The sequence below is a fragment of the Streptomyces sp. NPDC060198 genome (assembly GCF_042728415.1).
In the GTDB taxonomy this organism is placed as follows: Bacteria; Actinomycetota; Actinomycetes; order Streptomycetales; family Streptomycetaceae; genus Streptomyces.
Genome location: NZ_JBHWZJ010000155.1, coordinates 1 through 16,177, shown reverse-complemented (window position 1 = coordinate 16,177; position 16,177 = coordinate 1). Strand labels below are relative to the sequence as shown.

Genomic DNA, 16,177 nt, shown 5'->3' with positions numbered 1-16,177 from the left:
CCGGTTTTACTCTCTCTGTTTTTTGGGTGTGGGGGGGGGGTGTTTTTGTGTGGGTGCGGGGCGCCTTTTTAATTAGGTTGTTTTCCCCCCCCCCCCGGGGGCGCCCCCCCGCCCCCCCCCGGGGGGGGGGGGGGCCCACCCCGGGTCCAGGACCGGTGTCGCGGCGGCCTCACCGGGTCCGGGCCGCAGGCGTTCTCCCGATGGCCGCCCGCCCCGTCGGACACGTCAGCCGGCCGCCGCCTCGGCCGCCCCTCCCCCGTCCTCGCGCCCCGCCCCGTCCTCGCGCCCCGCCCCGTACAGCGCGCGCTCCACGGTCGCGTACGAGGCGCCGTGCTCCGCGAGTACGTCCGCCACCACTCCGGGCCGTGCGACGAGCGCCAGCAGCAGGTGCTCCCCGCCGATGAAGCGGTCCCCCCGGCCCACCGCGATGCGCAGGGAACCCACCAGAACACCCTTGGCGCCGGCGGTGAGCGGTCGGCGTCCGGACCGGCGGCGGCGCACCCGGCCGTCCTCCGCCAGCGCCCCCTCGCCGTGCTCCTCCTCGATCCGGGCGACGATCTCGCCGACGTCGATACCGAGCCCGGCCAGCGCCTCCGTATCGGCCTTCGTCAGACCGCCCAGCCGACGGGCCTCGCCGAGCGCCGCCTCCAGGGAGGCCCGGCGGTCGGTCACCCCGAGCGCGGTGAGGGCGAACGCGGCCCGGCCCGAGTCCTGGTCCAGGAGTGAGAGCAGCAGGTGCTCCTCGGTGATGCTGTCCTCCCCCGCGTCCTGGGAGAACGTGACGGCTCCGGCGACGGCGGCCCGGGCTTCCTTGGTGAATCGCTCGAACATCAATTCCTCCCGTACTTCTTGTGCACGGCTTGCCTGCTGACACCGAGTTCGGTGGCGATCTCCTGCCACGACCAGCCCTTGGCACGGGCGCTTCTGACTTGTACGGCTTCGAGCTGCTCCAGCAGCCGCCGCAGCGCGGCGACGGCCCGCAGCCCGACGCGCGGATCGCGATCCCCGGCGCGTGCGGCCAGGTCCATTGCTTCGGTCATGCTGTCAACATAAGTTGACATGGGGAGCGCGTCAACCCCGGTTGACATGAGAGGCGGCCGGGCGGTTCACGCAAGAGGCCGGGGGGCGCGGCGCGTGTCACACCGGCAGCCGGTTGGATCGGGCGGCGGCCGGGCCTAGGGTCGGGGCATGTTCGCCGCCTACGCAGCCCGCATCGACCGCGAGAACCCCCTGTCCGGCCTGGAACTGGGCGAACGCCCCGCTCCCTCGGCCCGGCCGGGCTGGACCACCGTCGAGGTCCGCGCCGCCTCGCTCAACCACCACGACCTCTGGTCGCTGCGCGGGGTGGGCATCACGGAGGACCGGTTGCCGATGATCCTCGGCTGCGACGCGGCCGGCGTCGACGAGGACGGCAACGAGGTCGTGGTGCACTCGGTGATCGGCCAGACCGGTCACGGGGTCGGACCGAAGGAGCCGCGCTCCATCCTGACCGAGCGCTACCAGGGCACCTTCGCCGAGCGCGTCTCCGTGCCCTCCTGGAACGTACTGCCCAAGCCGAAGGAGCTGAGCTACGAGCAGGCCGCCTGCCTGCCGACCGCCTGGCTCACCGCCTACCGGATGCTCTTCACCAACGCCGGTGTGCGTCCGGGCGATTCCGTCCTCGTCCAGGGCGCGGGCGGCGGGGTCGCCACCGCCGCCATCGTCCTCGGCCGCGCGGCCGGCCTGCGGGTCTACGCGACCAGCCGGGACGAGGCGAAGCGGAAGCGCGCGATCGAACTGGGCGCCGTCGACGCCTTCGAGTCCGGCGCCCGCCTGCCCGAACGCGTGGACGCGGTCATCGAGACGGTCGGCGCCGCGACCTGGTCCCACTCGGTGAAGTCCCTGCGTCCCGGCGGCACTCTCGTCATCTCCGGTGCCACCAGCGGCGATCGGCCCTCGCACGCCGAGCTGACCAGGGTCTTCTTCCTCGAACTCAAGATCGTCGGCTCCACGATGGGCTCCAAGGACGAGCTGGAGGGCCTGCTGTCCTTCTGCGCGGCGACCGGCGTACGGCCCGTGATCGACGCGGTCCTGCCGCTGGACCGGGCCCGCGAGGGCTTCGAACGCATGCTCACGGGCGACCAGTTCGGCAAGATCGTGCTGACCCCCGCCTGACCCTCCCCCGACCGTCCTCGCCGCAAAGTGGAGGGCGGCACGAATCGCACCGTGAGCAGGGGCTACAGTCCCTGCTCATGACAAACGAGTCGTGGGCAGGCTGGTACCGGGACCACTTGGGTTCCGACGCGGCCACCGTCTTCGCTGACGGCGGAGTGATCAAGCTGCGTATCCGGGGTGTCGACTTCGAGGGCAAGCGCCTCGACGACCTCCGCCCGGTGGTGGAACCGCTCCCGGACGGCGCCACGTTCGCCCTCGCGGACGGCGCCCTGACCGACTGCGTCCTGGAGTGGGACCAGCCGGTGGCCATCGTCACCGGCGAGGCCGGGGCCGCCGGGGAGACCGAACGGCCCGCGACGATGAGCTGCCTCTTCTCCCTGCGGCGCTCGGACCCGGACGTGCACCTCGCCCTTCACCTGGACGGCGCGCTCTACGAATCGGCGCGCGCCGAGCGCGACTTCGCGGCGGCCCTGACCGCGATACGCGGCGTCCTGCCGCAGGACGTCCGGCTGCGGGCTCCGGCTCTCTGACCGGCCCGCGCGGTCCGGCCACGCGGTACGGGGCGCGGGGTACGGGGCGCGGGGTACGGGGTACGGGGCGCGGGGGTCCGATGGCGGAGGTCCGGGGCACGGCGGTCCGGGGCACGGGGCACAGGCGTCCGGGCACGAGCGCGCCGAACTCCCGGAAGCCCGCATTCGTTCCCCGATCTGCCGACAGCGAGGCCAGGTTCCTTTCCCCTGCGGACCGGGGCAGAGTCGAACCATGAAGATCCTGATTCTGGGCGGCACGGAGTTCGTCGGACGGTCCGTCACCGAGGCGGCGCTCGGGCGCGGCTGGGACGTCACCCTGTTCAACCGCGGCCGCCTGCGGCCCGCCCCGGGCGCGGCGACGCTGCGGGGCGACCGGACGGCGGGGAAGGCGGGCCTGGCGGCGCTGGAGAGCGGCGAGTGGGACGCGGTGGTCGACACCTGGACCGGCGCCCCCTCAGCGGTGCGGGACGCGGCCCGGCTGCTCGCGGACCGGGCCGGCCACTACACGTACGTCTCCACCCGCTCGGTGTACGCGTACCCGACACCCGCCGGGCTGCCCGAGGACGGCCCGCTGGTGTCCGGCGCCTCCCCTGACGAAGCGGGCGAAGTCCCGTACCCGCAGGCCAAGCTCGGCGGTGAGCTGGCCGCGCTCGACGCCTTCGGCGACCGCGCCCTGCTGGCACGCCCCGGCCTGATCCTCGGCCCGTACGAGAACATCGGCCGGCTCCCGTGGTGGCTGAACCGGATAGCCCGGGGCGGACCGGTCCTGGCACCGGGCCCCCGGGACAGCCCGCTCCAGTACATCGACGCCCGCGACCTCGCCACGTGGGTGCTGGACGCGGCGGAGCAGGGCCTGAACGGCCCGTACAACACGGTCAGCGAGTCCGGTCACGCCACCATGGGTGAGCTGCTGGACGCCTGCGTCCGGGTCACCGGGTCCGACGCCGAGCTTCGTTGGACCGACCCGGCGACCATCCTCGCGGCAGGTGTGGAGCCCTGGACCGAGCTCCCGATCTGGCTGCCCGAGGGAGAGCTGCACGACGCCCTGCACCGCGGCGACGTCGGCAAGGCCCACGCCGCCGGGATGCGCTGCCGCCCTGTCACCGAGACCGTCACCGACACCTGGACCTGGCTGAAGTCGGTGGGCGGGGTCGCCCCGCAACGCCCCGACCGGCCTCCCGTCGGCCTCGCCCCGGAGGTGGAAGCCCGCCTGCTGGCGGGCGGCTGAGGAACTCACCGCCCCACTACCGTGGCGCCATGACGGAACTCCTCCACCTCACCGAGCCGGCTCTCTGGGCAGCGGCCCTGCACGACGGCGCCTACACCTGGTCCACCCGGGGCCGCACCCTCCAGCAGGAGGGTTACATCCACCTCTCCCACCCCCACCAACTCCCCGCCGTGGCCTCCATGCTGTACGGCTCCGGGGAGGTGGAGCTGGTCGTCCTGGTCATCGACCCGGCCCGCCTCACCGCACCCCTGCGCCACGAGGCCATGTCCGAGGGCGGCGAGGAGTTTCCGCACCTGTACGGGCCGCTACCGGTGGACGCGGTGGTCGAGGTGCGTGCGTGGACAGGGGACGGGCTCGGCGGCACGGCGGGCTGAGAGGTCAGCGGGCATCAGGCGTCAGGCGTCAGGCGTCAGGCGTCAGGCAGGACGGAAGCTCCCGGGACGGCCGCCCGGGCCCGTGCCGACTTCAGCCTGCCGTAGGGGCGGTGGCCCAGAAGGTACGGGCCTTCCTCAGCAGCTCCTTCGCGCCGTCTCCACGAGGTCAGTGCATGGGAGACACTCTCGTCTACGGCCGATGACGGGATGAGGCGAGTCACTACAGCTCATCGGTCACGCTGCCATCGGGGTGGTGGCGGTAGTGGTAATAGCGGCGCTCACTCGGGGGTTTCCGTTTTTCCGCTTCGTATTCGGGAACCAGGCGGGCCCACGCCCGCCTCTCCTGAAGGACGTTCGCCTCCAGCCAGTCCGTGAACCGGGCATGGACCCGGGACGGTTCGGCGAGGAACTCGCCGTACGTCCACACCTCCGGATCAGGGCCTTCGCCGCGTAGGAAGTCGAATTGGTAGCCCTGGTGCATGAGGATGACCCGATCAGAGGTGCCCAGAGCGAAGGGATTCCCGCTCTCGCTCAGGATCTCCTCCGCTGCTTCCCGCAGGCCGATGACCCGTGGGTAGAAGACGTCACTGCCTTGAAGGAAGTGACCGGCACCGCCACCGATGAGGCGGAGGAAGCAGGCGTAGGCCCCGGTCGGCGGAGCGGGCTGGTCCCGTCCGATCTCGTCGAACTCGTCGTCCGACAGCCCGCGCAGTCCGTCCGTGGTCGTGGTCGTGCCGTCGGCGAGCGAGGCCACCAGAGCGCGAACCCGCTCCCCGAAGGAGGTATCTGCTTTCTCATGCGTGGGAACGACCGATGCGGCTGTCGAGTTCTCGGGCTCGTGCCGATGACTGTCGCCCTGCTCGGCACTCTTCCACGACTGCACGCCATCCCACCCAGCACTCCGGCCGGTCCTGCCCCGGTCTTTCGGCCCGAGGCTAGTGCACATCCGTCTCCCTCGGTTCGGATCTCTGCTCGCGAGGACTCACGACCCGGCCAGGGCCATACACTGCGTCGATCATGAACATGCAGGCCGTCCCCGAGCATCTGCCGGACAAAGCATCCGCGGCCGTCCTTCGCGAGGCGTGGCGGACCGGTCGAGTCTTCGGCCCGCCGATCCGCCGGACATTTCGCGACGTCATCGCCGACCGCCTCCCGAGCCCTCTGCCGCCACAGGCTGCGATGTTGTTCAAACCCTCGGCGGATCCTTACTGGGACAGTGACGGGTTCTTCCTCGGCGAGTTCTATAACGAGATCCTCCATCAGGACACCTGCGGGCCGAACACCGCAGGCGGTGTCGCCTTGCTCGCGGCCTTGTCCGTCGACGACCGGATTCCGCCCCGAATCCGTTTCCAGACCGTGAAGCTGCTGTTCGACATCGCCACCGTCACGGATCGCCACCTCGCCCAGTGCTGGCCGGGCACCCCGCCACATTCCGATCCCGACAGCGAGGGCGGGGCCTGCAAGGCCGTCCGGTCCTGCACCCCGGACCTGCTTGCCCGATGGGCGGCCGAGTGCCCTGCGGTACGCCTGGCGCTGGCCGGTATCGCCGTCGTCTTTCCGACCGTCCGCACGCTGCCCGCACTGACCTCGCGGCTTCAAAACTTCGTCGAACAGCACCCGCCAGGCACCGACATCGGCGACTACGTGCGATTCGTTCTGGTGCTGGCGGCTCGTGACGATCGGCGAACTCTCACCGCGATCGAGACGTCCACGGATACCTACTGGGAGGGCACCGCACACGGAGCACCGGCCCGCGCCCGAGCCCTGCACCTGCTCGGTCGGATGCTGACGACAGTCGGCGCCGGACCAGCGGAACCACGCTGACCCATACCCGGAAAACACCGCACCCGGCCCGCCATGGACGCCAAGTTCGGCGTCCTGCGGACCGGGTGCGGTCAGGTAGGCAACGTGACCCGCGAAATCGCGGGTCAGAAGGCCCAACCCGAGATCAGGCCTTCTTGGTCTCCCAGAAGATCTTGTCGATCTCGGCGATCAGGTCCAGGGCCTTCTGGCCCGTGGCCGGGTCGTTCGACGCCTTGGCGGCGGAGAGCGCCTTCAGGGTGTCGTTGACCAGCTGGTGCAGCTGGGGGTACTTCTCGAAGTGCGGGGCCTTGAAGTAGTCGCTCCAGAGCACGGAGACGTGGTGCTTCGCGAGCTCCGCACGCTGCTCCTTGATCAGGACCGAGCGGGTGCGGAAGTCCGCGTCCTCGTTGGCCTGGTACTTGTCCTGGACGGCCTTGACGGACTCCGCCTCGATGCGGGCCTGGGCCGGGTCGTAAACACCGCAGGGCAGGTCGCAGTGGGCGCTGACCTTGACCTTGGGGGCAAACAGGCGGGAAAGCATGGAGCGGTCCTTCCTCGTGATCGTCTTCTCAGGTGGGACATTACTCCGTGGAGCGCGCCTTTCGGCTAGTGCCCCCATGGGCTTAGGCCAAAAGTCCGGGGTGAGGACGAGCACCTGGGGCCGAATGTACGAGCGGCGCCCGAAGCGGTGTACTGGACGCGGACGAACGGACCCGGGAGGTAGCGGAGATGGCGGAGCCGGCGCAGGGGCCCGGGGATGGGCGGGCCGCAGGGGTGCGGTTCCAGGTGGTGGAGGTGACGGGGCCTTCGATGGTGCCGACGCTGTATCACGGGGACCGGCTCCTGGTGCGGTACGGGGCGCCGGTGCGGCCGGGGGACGTGGTGATCCTGCGCCACCCCTTCCAACAGGATCTGCTGGTGGTCAAGCGGGCCACCGAGCGCCGCCCGGGCGGCTGGTGGGTGCTGGCGGACAACACGTTCGCGGGCGGGGACAGCACGGTGTACGGGACCGTCCCGGAGGAACTCGTGCTGGCCCGGGCGCACCTGCGGTTCCGGCCGCTGAGGAAGGATCAGCGCTCGCCGCTGGGGGTGCTCGGCTGGGCGGCCTCGGCGGTGCGGCCGTTGTCGGCGGAGCGGTCGGCCTCCAGGCGTTTGCGGGCACGGTAGGCGGCGACGTTGGCGCGAGTCGCGCAGCGGTCGGAGCAGTAGCGCCGCGAGCGGTTGGTGGAGGTGTCGAGGTAGGCGTTGCGGCACGGCGGCGCCTCGCAGAGGCCCAGCCGGTCCACGCCGTGGGTGGTGAGGTGGAAGGCGAGACCCATCGCGGCGATGGCGGCGTACCCGGCAGTGGCGTTGGACGGGTGGTCCGCCAGATGCATGTGCCAGTCCGGCTTCCCGGTGCCGTCCAGGGTGTCGTGGCCGGAGATCTGCGGGCTGACGGGGAACTCCAGCAGCAGGGAGTTCAGCAGGTCGACCGCGAGGGTCTCGTCGTCCCCGTCCGCCGCCTCGAAGACCGCGCGCAGCCGTCCCCGTACGGAGCGGAAGCGGGTCACGTCTGCGTCGGTCGCCCGCCGGGCCGCCTGGGGGTTGCCCGCGAAGAGGTCACGGACGGCGTCGACCGAGGTGAGCACGTCCTTGTTGCGGGCCGGCTCCTCGGTGTTGACCAGACGCACGGCGTAGTCCGAGTAATAGGCCAGTTCCACTTGTCGTCCTTACAGCGTGGGTCTAAAGTTCCCTGTAGTCAGCAGTGTAATGGTTGATTCACCAAATCGACTATTACATCGAAGGGAAGGGGTCGCATGACGGGCATCGAAGCGACGGGCACGGCGGCAGGCACCGACTGGCGGTCCTGGCAGGAGAGCTGGGACCGCCAGCAGGAGTGGTACATGCCGGACCGCGAAGAACGTTTCCGGATCATGCTCGACATGGTCGAGGCCGTGGTCGGCCCCGAGCCGAGCGTGCTCGACCTCGCCTGCGGTACGGGAAGTATCACGGACCGACTGCTGCGGCGGTTCCCGAAAGCCACCAGTACCGGAGTGGATCTCGATCCCGCACTGCTGGCCATCGCACGCGGCACGTTCGACGGCGACGACCGGGTCACCCTCGTCACCGCCGACCTCAAGGACCCCGCCTGGACCGACGCCCTCCCCCGCGCCTCCTACGACGTGGTGCTCACCGCCACGGCGCTGCACTGGCTCCGCACCGAGCCGCTCGCCGCGCTCTACGGGCAGCTCGGCGGACTGGTCCGGGACGGCGGGGTGTTCATGAACGCGGACCACATGACGGATCCCGCCACCCCCCGCGTCAACGCGGCCGAACGCGCCCGCCGGCACACCGTCATGGACCGCGCGAAGGCGGCGGGAGCGCTCGACTGGGCCGAGTGGTGGGCCCTGGCCGCGAAGGATCCGGCCCTCGCCGGACCGACCGCCGAGCGGTTCGCGATCTACGGCGAGCACGCCGACGGTGACACCCCCTCACCCGACTGGCACGCCCGCACCCTCCGCGCGTCCGGCTTCGGCGAGGCGCGGACGGTCTGGTCCTCCCCCTCGGACGCGGTGGTCCTCGCCCTGAAGTAGGGCGGGCGCACGAAGGAGGACGGTCGGACTCGGCGACGGGTCGTACGCCAGGGGCGGTACGGAGCGAAGGGTTCCGTACCGCCCCTGGCGCGTACGTGTCCGCACACGGCAGACGTCCTCGATTTCTCGCGTGCGACCGCAACCTCCGGCGCGGTCCGGCGCACTGGAAGGGGTGAGACGGTCCGCGCCCGCGGGCCCGGAGAGGGGCGGGGAATGCGGACCGACGAGGATGCCGCGCTGCACGCCTTCGTGGAGAGCCGGCGTACCGCGCTGTTCCGCAGCGCCTACCTGCTGTGCGGCGACCGCCACGAGGCCGAGGACCTGGTGCAGACGGCGCTCGTGAAGGTGGTGGTCGGCGGCCGGCGGCACGGGCGGCTCGACGACATCGAGGCGTACGCGCGCAAGACGCTGGTCAACACCTTCATCGCGTCCCGCCGCAGGTTCTGGCGACGGGAGCAGCCCTTCGGCGAACTGCCCGACCGCGTGGGCAGCCACGAGGACAGCGACACCGGCCTCCAGGTGCGGGCGGCGCTCGCCCGGCTCACGGCCAAGCAGCGCGCGGTGCTGGTCCTGCGCTACTGGGAGGACCAGAGCGTCGAGGCCACGGCGGACCTGCTCGGAATGCGGCAGAACACGGTCAAGAGCCACACGGCTCGGGGATTGGCGGCGCTGCGCGCCGAGATGACGGAGGAATTGGTGTGAGCGACGACGTGAGGAAGTTGCTGGAACGGGCCGCGGCGGACGCCGGCCGGCCGGTGCTGTCGACGGAGGCGGTCTGGGCGGGTGCGGCGCGGGTACGGTTCCGCCGGCGGGCCGCGGTCACGGGCGCGGCGCTGGCAGTCGTCGTGGCCGGGGCGGTCGCGGTGCCCCAGCTGAAGCAGGACCCCGCCGCCTCGCTGGACCGGGCCTCGGTCGCGGCGTCCACGGGCACCGCCGGGACGGACAAGGCGAGCCGGGTCGCCGCGCTGCTGCCCGCGGGGGTCGGCAGGCTGGAGGAGGTCTCCTTCGTGGTGCTCATCAAGCACGTGAAGCCGAGCGAGGCGCGGCGGGACTTCGTCGGTCCGCTGGACGGTGACTACGCGGTCCACAAGGACGGCGGGGTCGGTTACCTGGCGTTCGAGATCAGGACCGCGAAGGAGGTCGCCGCGAAGTCCGGCGCCGGGGGCACGGACCCCGCAGCGGTCGACCTGTGCGAGGTCGACGGGAAGGAGCCGAAGCGCGCCGACTGCGTGCGCCAGGTGCTGCCGGACGGACGTGTCCTCACCACCTGGAGCGACACGATGGACTACGGGGACGGGACGCCCCGGTGGGGTCCGGAGATCGACGGGCAGCTGGTCCTGGAGGACGGCAGCGCTCTGATCCTCCGTTCCAGCACCGGGTTCGAGGCCAAGGGCGCCCAGGGCCCGCTGTTGAAGTCCCCGCCGCTGAACAGCGCACAGGTCCGCGAGCTGATGCTGCGCCCGGAGCTGCTGCCCGAGAAGTGACGCCCCGGGTGTACGTCCAGGGGCGGCCCAGGACCTGAAGGCCGGGACCGCCCCCTCGGGGACGTGGTGGTCGTACGGTCGGGGGGCCGGCACGGCCGCCGCGCCCCCGTGCCCGTGTCCCCCGTACCTGCGTACCTCCGCGTCCGCCTAGAGGACCTTGGAGAGGAACGCCTGCGTCCGCTCGTGCCGCGGGTTCGTCAGCACGTCCCGGGGGTGGCCGGACTCGACGACCACGCCGTCGTCCATGAAGACGAGCGCGTCGCCGACCTCGCGGGCGAAGCCCATCTCGTGGGTGACGACGATCATCGTCATGCCGTCCTCGGCCAGCCCCCGCATGACGTCCAGGACGTCACCGACCAGCTCCGGGTCGAGCGCCGAGGTGGGCTCGTCGAAGAGCATCAGCTTCGGCTCCATGGCCAGGGCGCGGGCGATGGCCACGCGCTGCTGCTGTCCGCCGGAGAGCTGCGAGGGGAAGTTGCCGGCCTTGTCCGCCAGGCCGACCCGGTCGAGCAGCCGCTCCGCGCGTTCGCGGGCCTCGGCCCGGGGCAGGCCCAGCACCTGGACCGGGGCTTCCATGACGTTCTCGACGGCCGTCATGTGCGGGAACAGGTTGAAGCGCTGGAAGACCATGCCGATGTCCCGCCGCCGCAGGGCGACTTCACGGTCCCTCAGCTCGTACAGCTTGCCGCCGTGCTCGCGGTAGCCGACGAGCTCGCCGTCGACGGAGAGCCGTCCGGCGTTGATCTTCTCCAGGTGGTTGATGCACCGCAGGAAGGTCGACTTGCCGGAACCGGAGGGTCCGATCAGGCAGAAGACCTCTCCGGGGGCGACCTCCAGGTCGATGCCCTTGAGGACGTGCGCGGGGCCGTAGGACTTGTGGACGCCCTCGGCCTTCACCATGGCGGTCATGCGACGCCTCCCTTGGGACGGCTCAGCGTCAGCATGTTGGCCTTGATCTTCTGGAACGGGGTGGGCGGAAGGCTGCGGCTCGACCCGCGCGCGAAGCGGCGCTCCAGGTAGTACTGGCCGACGCTCAGGACCGAGGTCGCCACCATGTACCAGACGGCCGCCAGGAAGAGCATCTCGACGGTGGCCCCGGAGGACTGGGAGACGTTCTGGGTGGAGCGCAGCAGTTCGCCGTACTGGACGGCGACCGCGAGCGAGGAGGTCTTGAGCATGTTGATGACCTCGTTGCCCGTGGGCGGCACGATGACGCGCATCGCCTGCGGGACGACGATCCGGCGCAGGGTCTTGCCGTGGGACATGCCGAGCGCGTGCGCCGCCTCGGTCTGGCCCTCGTCGACGGACTGGAGGCCGGCCCGGCAGATCTCCGCCATGTAGGCGGCCTCGTTGAGTCCGAGGCCGAGCAGGGCGCAGAGGAACGGGGTCATGAAGTTCGACCACTCGTCCTTGTAGATCGGCCCGAGGTCGATGTACTTGAAGACGAGGCCGAGGTTGAACCAGACGAGCAGCTGGACGTAGACCGGGGTGCCGCGGAAGAACCAGATGTAGCCCCAGGCGACGGACGAGGTCACCGGGTTCTTGGAGAGCCGCATCACCGCGAGCACGACGCCGAGGACGATGCCGATCGTCATGGAGAGCAGCGTGATGACGACGGTGTTCCTGACCCCGTCGAGGATCTGGTCGTTGAAGAAGTAGTCGGGTATCGCGCCCCAGTTGATGTCGCCCTGGGAGAACGCGTAGACGAGCGAGGCGAGCAGGCCGAGCACCACGATCGCGGCGAGGTACCGGCCGTAGTGGCGCACCGGGACGGCCCTGATCGGCTCGGGTCCGGCGGCCGGGGCCGGCGGGGTCTCCGCCGGCCCGGGGGTGTCGATGTCAGTCACTGGTGATGCCTTTCAGCGCCGGGTTCCCGTCAGACCCCGCCGTTGATCTTGGCCTCGGTGACCGCGCCCGCGTCCACGCCCCACTTGGTGATGACCTTCTGGTACTCGCCGTTCTTGATGATCGCGTCCAGGGCCGCCTGGATGGCCTTGGTGAGCTCGTCGTTGCCCTTGGCGACGGCGATGCCGTACGGGGCCGCCTCGACCTGCTCGCCGACGAGCTGGAAGTCGTTGCCGTCGCCGGAGGTCTTGACCGCGTAGGCGGCGACCGGGAAGTCGGAGGAACCGGCGTCGGCGCCACCGGCGCGCAGCCGGGTCTGGGCCTCCAGGTCGTTGTCGAACGCCTCGATGGAGATCTTGCCCTTGCTGCCGCACTTGGCGCTCTCGGCCTTGGCGAGGTCGTGGGAGACCGTGCCGCGCTGGACGACCATCTTCTTGCCGCAGAGGTCGGCCCAGGTGCTGATGCCCTTGTCGTCGCCCTTCTTGGTGTAGATGGAGACGCCGGCGGTGAAGTAGTCGATGAAGTCGACGCCTTCGCCGACCTTCTTCTTCGTCTCGGGGTCGACACCGTCCTGGCGGTTCTTGGTGTCGGTCATGGCCGACATGGCCAGGTCGTAGCGGTCCGAGCGCAGGCCCGTGAGCAGGGTGTCGAAGGTGCCGTTCTCGAAGACGAACTTCACCCCGAGCTGCTTGCCCAGGGCGTCGCCCAGGTCGGGGTCGATGCCGATGGTCTGGCCGTCCTTGCCCTTGAACTCGACCGGCGGGTAGGCGATGTCGGAACCGACCTTGATCTCGCCCTTGTCACGGATCGCCTGGGGCAGGAGGTCGGCGAGCGGGGCGGACGCGGTGGTGGCGGACGCGGAGGCCGACGGTTCCGCCGACTTGGCGCTGTCGGTCTGGTCGCCGCAGCCGGTCAGGATCAGCGCGCCGGCGACCGCGAGGGAGCTCACCGCTGCCAGACGGGACATGGCGGGCGTACAGCGGATGGTGCGAGCGGTCATGGTCGGAGTCCTCCGGCGGTGAGGGAGCGTCAAGAAAAGGGGTGCGCCCGAACGCGTCTTCGAGTCCCGACACCCCGAGCGATTAGGGCATCTTGCCATCCGGAATAGCCCATTCAGGGGTCCAGCCATGTCAAAATCGGGTAACGGGCGACCCCCGAATCACCACAGGCCGGGACAGTGAGCCCGGACCATCTGTGGGAATTTCACCTCTCGACCGGAGAATCTCCGGGACAGCCGGATCAACCCGACGACTCGTGTGCCGTACAACGGAATTGCCGCGAGCGGCCTGTGCCGGACGGACTTGTCACGCCATTCGCCCATGAGTCGTGTCACCTGGTCGAAAGAGACTCGTCCGCGGCGGGCTCGGTCCGGTAAGAAAGACCTTTACACCCCTCATCCGGGGACCAGGGCGCGTGTGCGGCGCGTCCGCGCGTGCGAACCCTCCCCGCCGAGGCGGTCCAACCGCCGGCGCGGGGACGTACGCGGTGCCCACCCACCCCTCCTCACCAGGAGCGGCAACCCTCAGACGATGAAGACTTAAGGGGTCAGACAGCATGGCAGCGGAGATCGTCAATCCTCTCAATCACAGCACCGGCAGCCGGGCCGCAGAATCGAACGTGGCCGACGAGCCCTTCGATCCGGCCTTCGCGCTCCACCGCGGCGGGAAGATGGCCGTGCAGGCCACCGTTCCGATCCGCGACAAGGACGACCTGTCCCTCGCCTACACGCCCGGCGTCGCCAAGGTGTGCAGCGCCATCGCGGAGAACCCGGAGCTCGTCCACGACTACACCTGGAAGTCGCAGGTCGTGGCCGTCGTCACGGACGGCACCGCCGTCCTCGGCCTCGGGGACATCGGTCCCGAGGCGTCCCTCCCGGTGATGGAGGGCAAGGCCATCCTCTTCAAGCAGTTCGGCGGAGTGGACGCGGTGCCGATCGCGCTCGCCACCACCGACGCGGACGAGATCGTGGAGACCGTCGTCCGGCTCGCGCCCTCCTTCGGCGGGATCAACCTGGAGGACATCTCGGCGCCCCGCTGCTTCGAGATCGAGCGCAAGCTCCAGGAGCGGCTGGACATCCCGGTCTTCCACGACGACCAGCACGGCACCGCCGTGGTGACGCTGGCGGCCCTGCGCAACGCGGCGAAGCTGTCCGGCCGGACCCTGGGCGACCTGCGCGGGGTCATCTCGGGTGCGGGCGCGGCCGGTGTCGCCATCGCGAAGTTCCTGCTGGAGGCGGGCATCGGCGACATCGCCGTGGCCGACCGCAAGGGCATCGTCAGCCGGGACCGCGAGGACCTCACCGACGTCAAGCGGGAGCTGGCCGGCATCACCAACAAGGCGGGGCTCTCCGGCCCGTTGGAGGCCGCGCTGGACGGCGCCGACCTCTTCATCGGCGTCTCCGGCGGTACGGTCCCCGAGCCGGCCGTCGCCTCGATGGCCCCGGGCGCGTACGTCTTCGCCATGGCCAACCCGAACCCCGAGGTCCACCCGGACATCGCGCACAAGTACGCGTCGGTCGTGGCCACCGGGCGCTCCGACTACCCGAACCAGATCAACAACGTGCTGGCGTTCCCAGGCATCTTCGCGGGCGCGCTCCAGGTCCGGGCGTCCCGGATCACCGAGGGCATGAAGATCGCCGCGGCGAACGCGCTGGCGGACGTGGTCGGCGACGAGCTGGCCGCGGACTACGTCATCCCGTCGCCGTTCGACGAGCGGGTGGCCCCGGCGGTGACGGCCGCGGTCGCCGCCGCCGCGCGGGCCGAGGGCGTCGCCCGGCGCTGACACCCGCGCCGGGTACGCCCACCGGTACGGAGAAGACATGCGCACCGGCACCCACGGGTGCCGGAAACCCCGCTCCCCGCCATGCGGAGGGAGCGGGGTCCGTGCGTCCGGGGCCGTAGGCCGTGTCCGGCCATCCCCGCCGGGCGGGCGGTGTCCGGCACGGCCTACGGCCGAATTCAGTGGCTGCGGCGGGTGACGAACTCCGCGAGGGAGAGCAGGTCCCCGGCAGCCGCCAGGTCGGGCACCGCGCGGGAGAGGTGGTGGACCGCCCGGGCCATCCGGTCGGCCGCCGTGACCTGAGCCCAGTCGCGACCGCCGGCCCGCTCCACGGCGTCGGCCGCTCTGCGCACGTCGTCCGGTGCGCCGAGCGGGCCTTCGTAGAGCGCGGCGAGGTCGGCGGCGGCCGGGGTGCCCGAGGTGAGCGCGGCCACCACCGGCAGGGACTTCTTGTGCGCGGTGAGGTCGGCGCCGACCGGTTTGCCGGTGCGTGCCGGATCGCCCCAGATGCCGATCAGGTCGTCGATGAGCTGGAAGGAGAGGCCGGACTCCCGGCCGAAGCCGTCCATCGCGCCGACGGACCGGTCCGAGGCGCCGGCGTAGAGAGCGCCCACGGCGCAGGCGCAGCCGAGCAGCGCGCCGGTCTTGGCCATGGCCATGGTGAGGCACTCGTCGAGGCTGACGTCCCGGGGGCCGCGTTCCTCGAAGGCGCAGTCGGCCTGCTGGCCGGCGCAGAGTTCGATGACGCAGGAGGTGATCCTCGCCAAGGCTTGGGCCGAGGCGGGGTGGTCGTCGTCTGCGAGGAGCCGCAGGGCGAGCGCCAGCATGGCGTCGCCGGTGATGACGGCGTCCGGGACGCCGAAGACCGCCCATGCGGTCGGCCGGTGGCGGCGGGTGGCGTCCTCGTCGATGACGTCGTCGTGGAGCAGGGTGAAGTTGTGCACGAGTTCGACGGCCACGGCGGCGCGCACCGCCCGCTCCGGGTCGCCGCCCAGCGCACGGGCCGCCGCCAGAACCAGGGCGGGCCTGATGGCCTTGCCGGCCGGGCCGGGGGCGGGGTTCCCCTCGGCGTCCGCCCAGCCGAAGTGGTACATCGCCACCCTGCGCATCCCACCGGGCAGCGACGCCACCGCGGCGCGCAGTTGCGGGTCGACGACGGCCCGGGTCCGTTCCAGGAGCGCCGCGGCCTCGTGGCCCTCGGTCGCGGCGTCCGTACTCGTCATGGTCACGGTCACTCCCTCTGTCGCCGGTGAGCCCCCGGTCCGGTTCGTCGCGGGCCGGGGGCACGGGTCGTACGGGCGGTGCGGTGGTATGTCGGGGGTACGGGGGGGGGCGAGCGCCCGGCAGAGCGCCGCCAGGATGGAGCTCTTCCCGGTGCCGACGGGGCCGGCGACCCCCAGCCGCAGTG

The 16,177-nt window shown here is 71.1% G+C and carries 19 protein-coding genes; 10 read left to right on the top strand and 9 right to left on the bottom strand.

The features are described 5' to 3' along the window. Positions 1 to 225 precede the first annotated feature (225 nt). Both ACFWEP_RS19650 and ACFWEP_RS19645 read right to left on the bottom strand, forming a co-directional pair. Complete coding sequence (locus ACFWEP_RS19650; protein WP_387371569.1) at positions 226 to 831, bottom strand: Clp protease N-terminal domain-containing protein; 606 nt, start codon at positions 829 to 831, stop codon at positions 226 to 228. Continuing rightward, positions 831 to 1,040, bottom strand: coding sequence for a helix-turn-helix domain-containing protein (locus tag ACFWEP_RS19645; protein ID WP_387371568.1), 210 nt, complete (start codon positions 1,038 to 1,040; stop codon positions 831 to 833). Before ACFWEP_RS19645 ends, ACFWEP_RS19650 begins: the two co-directional genes overlap by 1 nt. Positions 1,041 to 1,188: 148 nt before the next feature. Between ACFWEP_RS19645 and ACFWEP_RS19640 the strand changes: the two genes are divergently transcribed. The 4 genes from ACFWEP_RS19640 (at position 1,189) to ACFWEP_RS19625 (ending at position 4,286) form a co-directional block, all read left to right on the top strand. Beyond that, positions 1,189 to 2,154, top strand: a complete 966-nt coding sequence (locus ACFWEP_RS19640; RefSeq protein WP_387371567.1) for a zinc-binding dehydrogenase — start codon at positions 1,189 to 1,191, stop codon at positions 2,152 to 2,154. A 77-nt stretch (positions 2,155 to 2,231) separates the two neighbouring features. Beyond that, positions 2,232 to 2,684 carry a DUF6304 family protein gene (locus tag ACFWEP_RS19635; RefSeq protein WP_387371566.1) on the top strand — a complete coding sequence of 151 codons (453 nt, stop codon included), beginning with the start codon at positions 2,232 to 2,234 and terminating at the stop codon, positions 2,682 to 2,684. 232 nt (positions 2,685 to 2,916) lie between these two features. Then, positions 2,917 to 3,912, top strand: a complete 996-nt coding sequence (locus ACFWEP_RS19630) for an NAD-dependent epimerase/dehydratase family protein (RefSeq protein ID WP_387371565.1) — start codon at positions 2,917 to 2,919, stop codon at positions 3,910 to 3,912. Between the two features lie 29 nt (positions 3,913 to 3,941). Further along, positions 3,942 to 4,286, top strand: coding sequence for a DUF952 domain-containing protein (locus ACFWEP_RS19625; RefSeq protein WP_387371564.1), 345 nt, complete (start codon positions 3,942 to 3,944; stop codon positions 4,284 to 4,286). A 220-nt stretch (positions 4,287 to 4,506) separates the two neighbouring features. Here the strand turns inward: ACFWEP_RS19625 and ACFWEP_RS19620 are convergent, their stop codons facing one another. Then, positions 4,507 to 5,169 (bottom strand): hypothetical protein, encoded by a 663-nt coding sequence (locus tag ACFWEP_RS19620; RefSeq protein ID WP_387371563.1) that lies wholly within the window; start codon positions 5,167 to 5,169, stop codon positions 4,507 to 4,509. Positions 5,170 to 5,303: 134 nt separating this feature from the next. Between ACFWEP_RS19620 and ACFWEP_RS19615 the strand changes: the two genes are divergently transcribed. Beyond that, on the top strand, positions 5,304 to 6,110 hold the full coding sequence (locus tag ACFWEP_RS19615; RefSeq protein WP_387371562.1) for a hypothetical protein: 807 nt from the start codon (positions 5,304 to 5,306) through the stop codon (positions 6,108 to 6,110). 124 nt (positions 6,111 to 6,234) lie between these two features. On the opposite strand, the gene sodN is transcribed toward ACFWEP_RS19615, so the two are convergent. Continuing rightward, complete coding sequence (gene sodN / locus ACFWEP_RS19610) at positions 6,235 to 6,630, bottom strand: superoxide dismutase, Ni (RefSeq protein WP_387371561.1); 396 nt, start codon at positions 6,628 to 6,630, stop codon at positions 6,235 to 6,237. Between the two features lie 188 nt (positions 6,631 to 6,818). Between sodN and sodX the strand changes: the two genes are divergently transcribed. Beyond that, positions 6,819 to 7,256, top strand: coding sequence for a nickel-type superoxide dismutase maturation protease (gene sodX, locus ACFWEP_RS19605; RefSeq protein ID WP_387371560.1), 438 nt, complete (start codon positions 6,819 to 6,821; stop codon positions 7,254 to 7,256). Here sodX and ACFWEP_RS19600 read toward each other — a convergent pair. Continuing rightward, a complete protein-coding gene (locus ACFWEP_RS19600) occupies positions 7,160 to 7,789 on the bottom strand; it encodes a CGNR zinc finger domain-containing protein (protein ID WP_387371559.1) in 630 nt (209 codons plus the stop codon). The genes sodX and ACFWEP_RS19600 overlap by 97 nt on opposite strands. Before the next feature lie 96 nt (positions 7,790 to 7,885). Between ACFWEP_RS19600 and ACFWEP_RS19595 the strand changes: the two genes are divergently transcribed. From ACFWEP_RS19595 to ACFWEP_RS19585, 3 genes are all read left to right on the top strand, one after another. Further along, entirely contained in the window at positions 7,886 to 8,662 is a 777-nt protein-coding gene (locus ACFWEP_RS19595) for a class I SAM-dependent methyltransferase (protein ID WP_387371558.1), read from the top strand. Between the two features lie 213 nt (positions 8,663 to 8,875). Next, complete coding sequence (locus ACFWEP_RS19590; protein WP_387371557.1) at positions 8,876 to 9,364, top strand: SigE family RNA polymerase sigma factor; 489 nt, start codon at positions 8,876 to 8,878, stop codon at positions 9,362 to 9,364. Next, complete coding sequence (locus tag ACFWEP_RS19585) at positions 9,361 to 10,146, top strand: hypothetical protein (RefSeq protein WP_387371556.1); 786 nt, start codon at positions 9,361 to 9,363, stop codon at positions 10,144 to 10,146. The genes ACFWEP_RS19590 and ACFWEP_RS19585 overlap by 4 nt, the downstream gene beginning before the upstream one ends. A gap of 147 nt (positions 10,147 to 10,293) precedes the next feature. On the opposite strand, the gene ACFWEP_RS19580 is transcribed toward ACFWEP_RS19585, so the two are convergent. From ACFWEP_RS19580 to ACFWEP_RS19570, 3 genes are read right to left on the bottom strand one after another with little or no spacing between them, the layout of a single operon-like run. Continuing rightward, complete coding sequence (locus tag ACFWEP_RS19580; RefSeq protein ID WP_387371571.1) at positions 10,294 to 11,046, bottom strand: amino acid ABC transporter ATP-binding protein; 753 nt, start codon at positions 11,044 to 11,046, stop codon at positions 10,294 to 10,296. A gap of 5 nt (positions 11,047 to 11,051) precedes the next feature. Further along, positions 11,052 to 11,993, bottom strand: a complete 942-nt coding sequence (locus ACFWEP_RS19575) for an amino acid ABC transporter permease (RefSeq protein WP_387371555.1) — start codon at positions 11,991 to 11,993, stop codon at positions 11,052 to 11,054. Between the two features lie 29 nt (positions 11,994 to 12,022). Continuing rightward, positions 12,023 to 12,991, bottom strand: coding sequence for an ABC transporter substrate-binding protein (locus ACFWEP_RS19570; protein WP_387371554.1), 969 nt, complete (start codon positions 12,989 to 12,991; stop codon positions 12,023 to 12,025). Between the two features lie 554 nt (positions 12,992 to 13,545). Between ACFWEP_RS19570 and ACFWEP_RS19565 the strand changes: the two genes are divergently transcribed. Then, the gene (locus ACFWEP_RS19565; RefSeq protein WP_387371553.1) at positions 13,546 to 14,772 is read left to right on the top strand and encodes an NADP-dependent malic enzyme; all 1,227 of its coding nucleotides are present in this window, start codon (positions 13,546 to 13,548) and stop codon (positions 14,770 to 14,772) included. 176 nt (positions 14,773 to 14,948) lie between these two features. Here ACFWEP_RS19565 and ACFWEP_RS19560 read toward each other — a convergent pair whose 3' ends face one another. Then, positions 14,949 to 15,992: a family 2 encapsulin nanocompartment cargo protein polyprenyl transferase gene (locus ACFWEP_RS19560; protein ID WP_387371570.1), complete on the bottom strand. Its 1,044-nt coding sequence runs from the start codon at positions 15,990 to 15,992 to the stop codon at positions 14,949 to 14,951. Positions 15,993 to 16,177 lie beyond the last annotated feature (185 nt).

What these genes read in the sequence shown, in the direction of transcription:
- ACFWEP_RS19650 (WP_387371569.1), bottom strand. Translation starts at nt 831, where the DNA reads ATGTTCGAGCGATTCACCAAGGAAGCCCGGGCCGCCGTCGCCGGAGCC.
- ACFWEP_RS19645 (WP_387371568.1), bottom strand. Translation starts at nt 1,040, where the DNA reads ATGACCGAAGCAATGGACCTGGCCGCACGCGCCGGGGATCGCGATCCG.
- ACFWEP_RS19640 (WP_387371567.1), top strand. Translation starts at nt 1,189, where the DNA reads ATGTTCGCCGCCTACGCAGCCCGCATCGACCGCGAGAACCCCCTGTCC.
- ACFWEP_RS19635 (WP_387371566.1), top strand. Translation starts at nt 2,232, where the DNA reads ATGACAAACGAGTCGTGGGCAGGCTGGTACCGGGACCACTTGGGTTCC.
- ACFWEP_RS19630 (WP_387371565.1), top strand. Translation starts at nt 2,917, where the DNA reads ATGAAGATCCTGATTCTGGGCGGCACGGAGTTCGTCGGACGGTCCGTC.
- ACFWEP_RS19625 (WP_387371564.1), top strand. Translation starts at nt 3,942, where the DNA reads ATGACGGAACTCCTCCACCTCACCGAGCCGGCTCTCTGGGCAGCGGCC.
- ACFWEP_RS19615 (WP_387371562.1), top strand. Translation starts at nt 5,304, where the DNA reads ATGAACATGCAGGCCGTCCCCGAGCATCTGCCGGACAAAGCATCCGCG.
- sodN (WP_387371561.1), bottom strand. Translation starts at nt 6,630, where the DNA reads ATGCTTTCCCGCCTGTTTGCCCCCAAGGTCAAGGTCAGCGCCCACTGC.
- sodX (WP_387371560.1), top strand. Translation starts at nt 6,819, where the DNA reads ATGGCGGAGCCGGCGCAGGGGCCCGGGGATGGGCGGGCCGCAGGGGTG.
- ACFWEP_RS19595 (WP_387371558.1), top strand. Translation starts at nt 7,886, where the DNA reads ATGACGGGCATCGAAGCGACGGGCACGGCGGCAGGCACCGACTGGCGG.
- ACFWEP_RS19590 (WP_387371557.1), top strand. Translation starts at nt 8,876, where the DNA reads ATGCGGACCGACGAGGATGCCGCGCTGCACGCCTTCGTGGAGAGCCGG.
- ACFWEP_RS19580 (WP_387371571.1), bottom strand. Translation starts at nt 11,046, where the DNA reads ATGGTGAAGGCCGAGGGCGTCCACAAGTCCTACGGCCCCGCGCACGTC.
- ACFWEP_RS19570 (WP_387371554.1), bottom strand. Translation starts at nt 12,991, where the DNA reads ATGACCGCTCGCACCATCCGCTGTACGCCCGCCATGTCCCGTCTGGCA.
- ACFWEP_RS19565 (WP_387371553.1), top strand. Translation starts at nt 13,546, where the DNA reads ATGGCAGCGGAGATCGTCAATCCTCTCAATCACAGCACCGGCAGCCGG.
- ACFWEP_RS19560 (WP_387371570.1), bottom strand. Translation starts at nt 15,992, where the DNA reads ATGACGAGTACGGACGCCGCGACCGAGGGCCACGAGGCCGCGGCGCTC.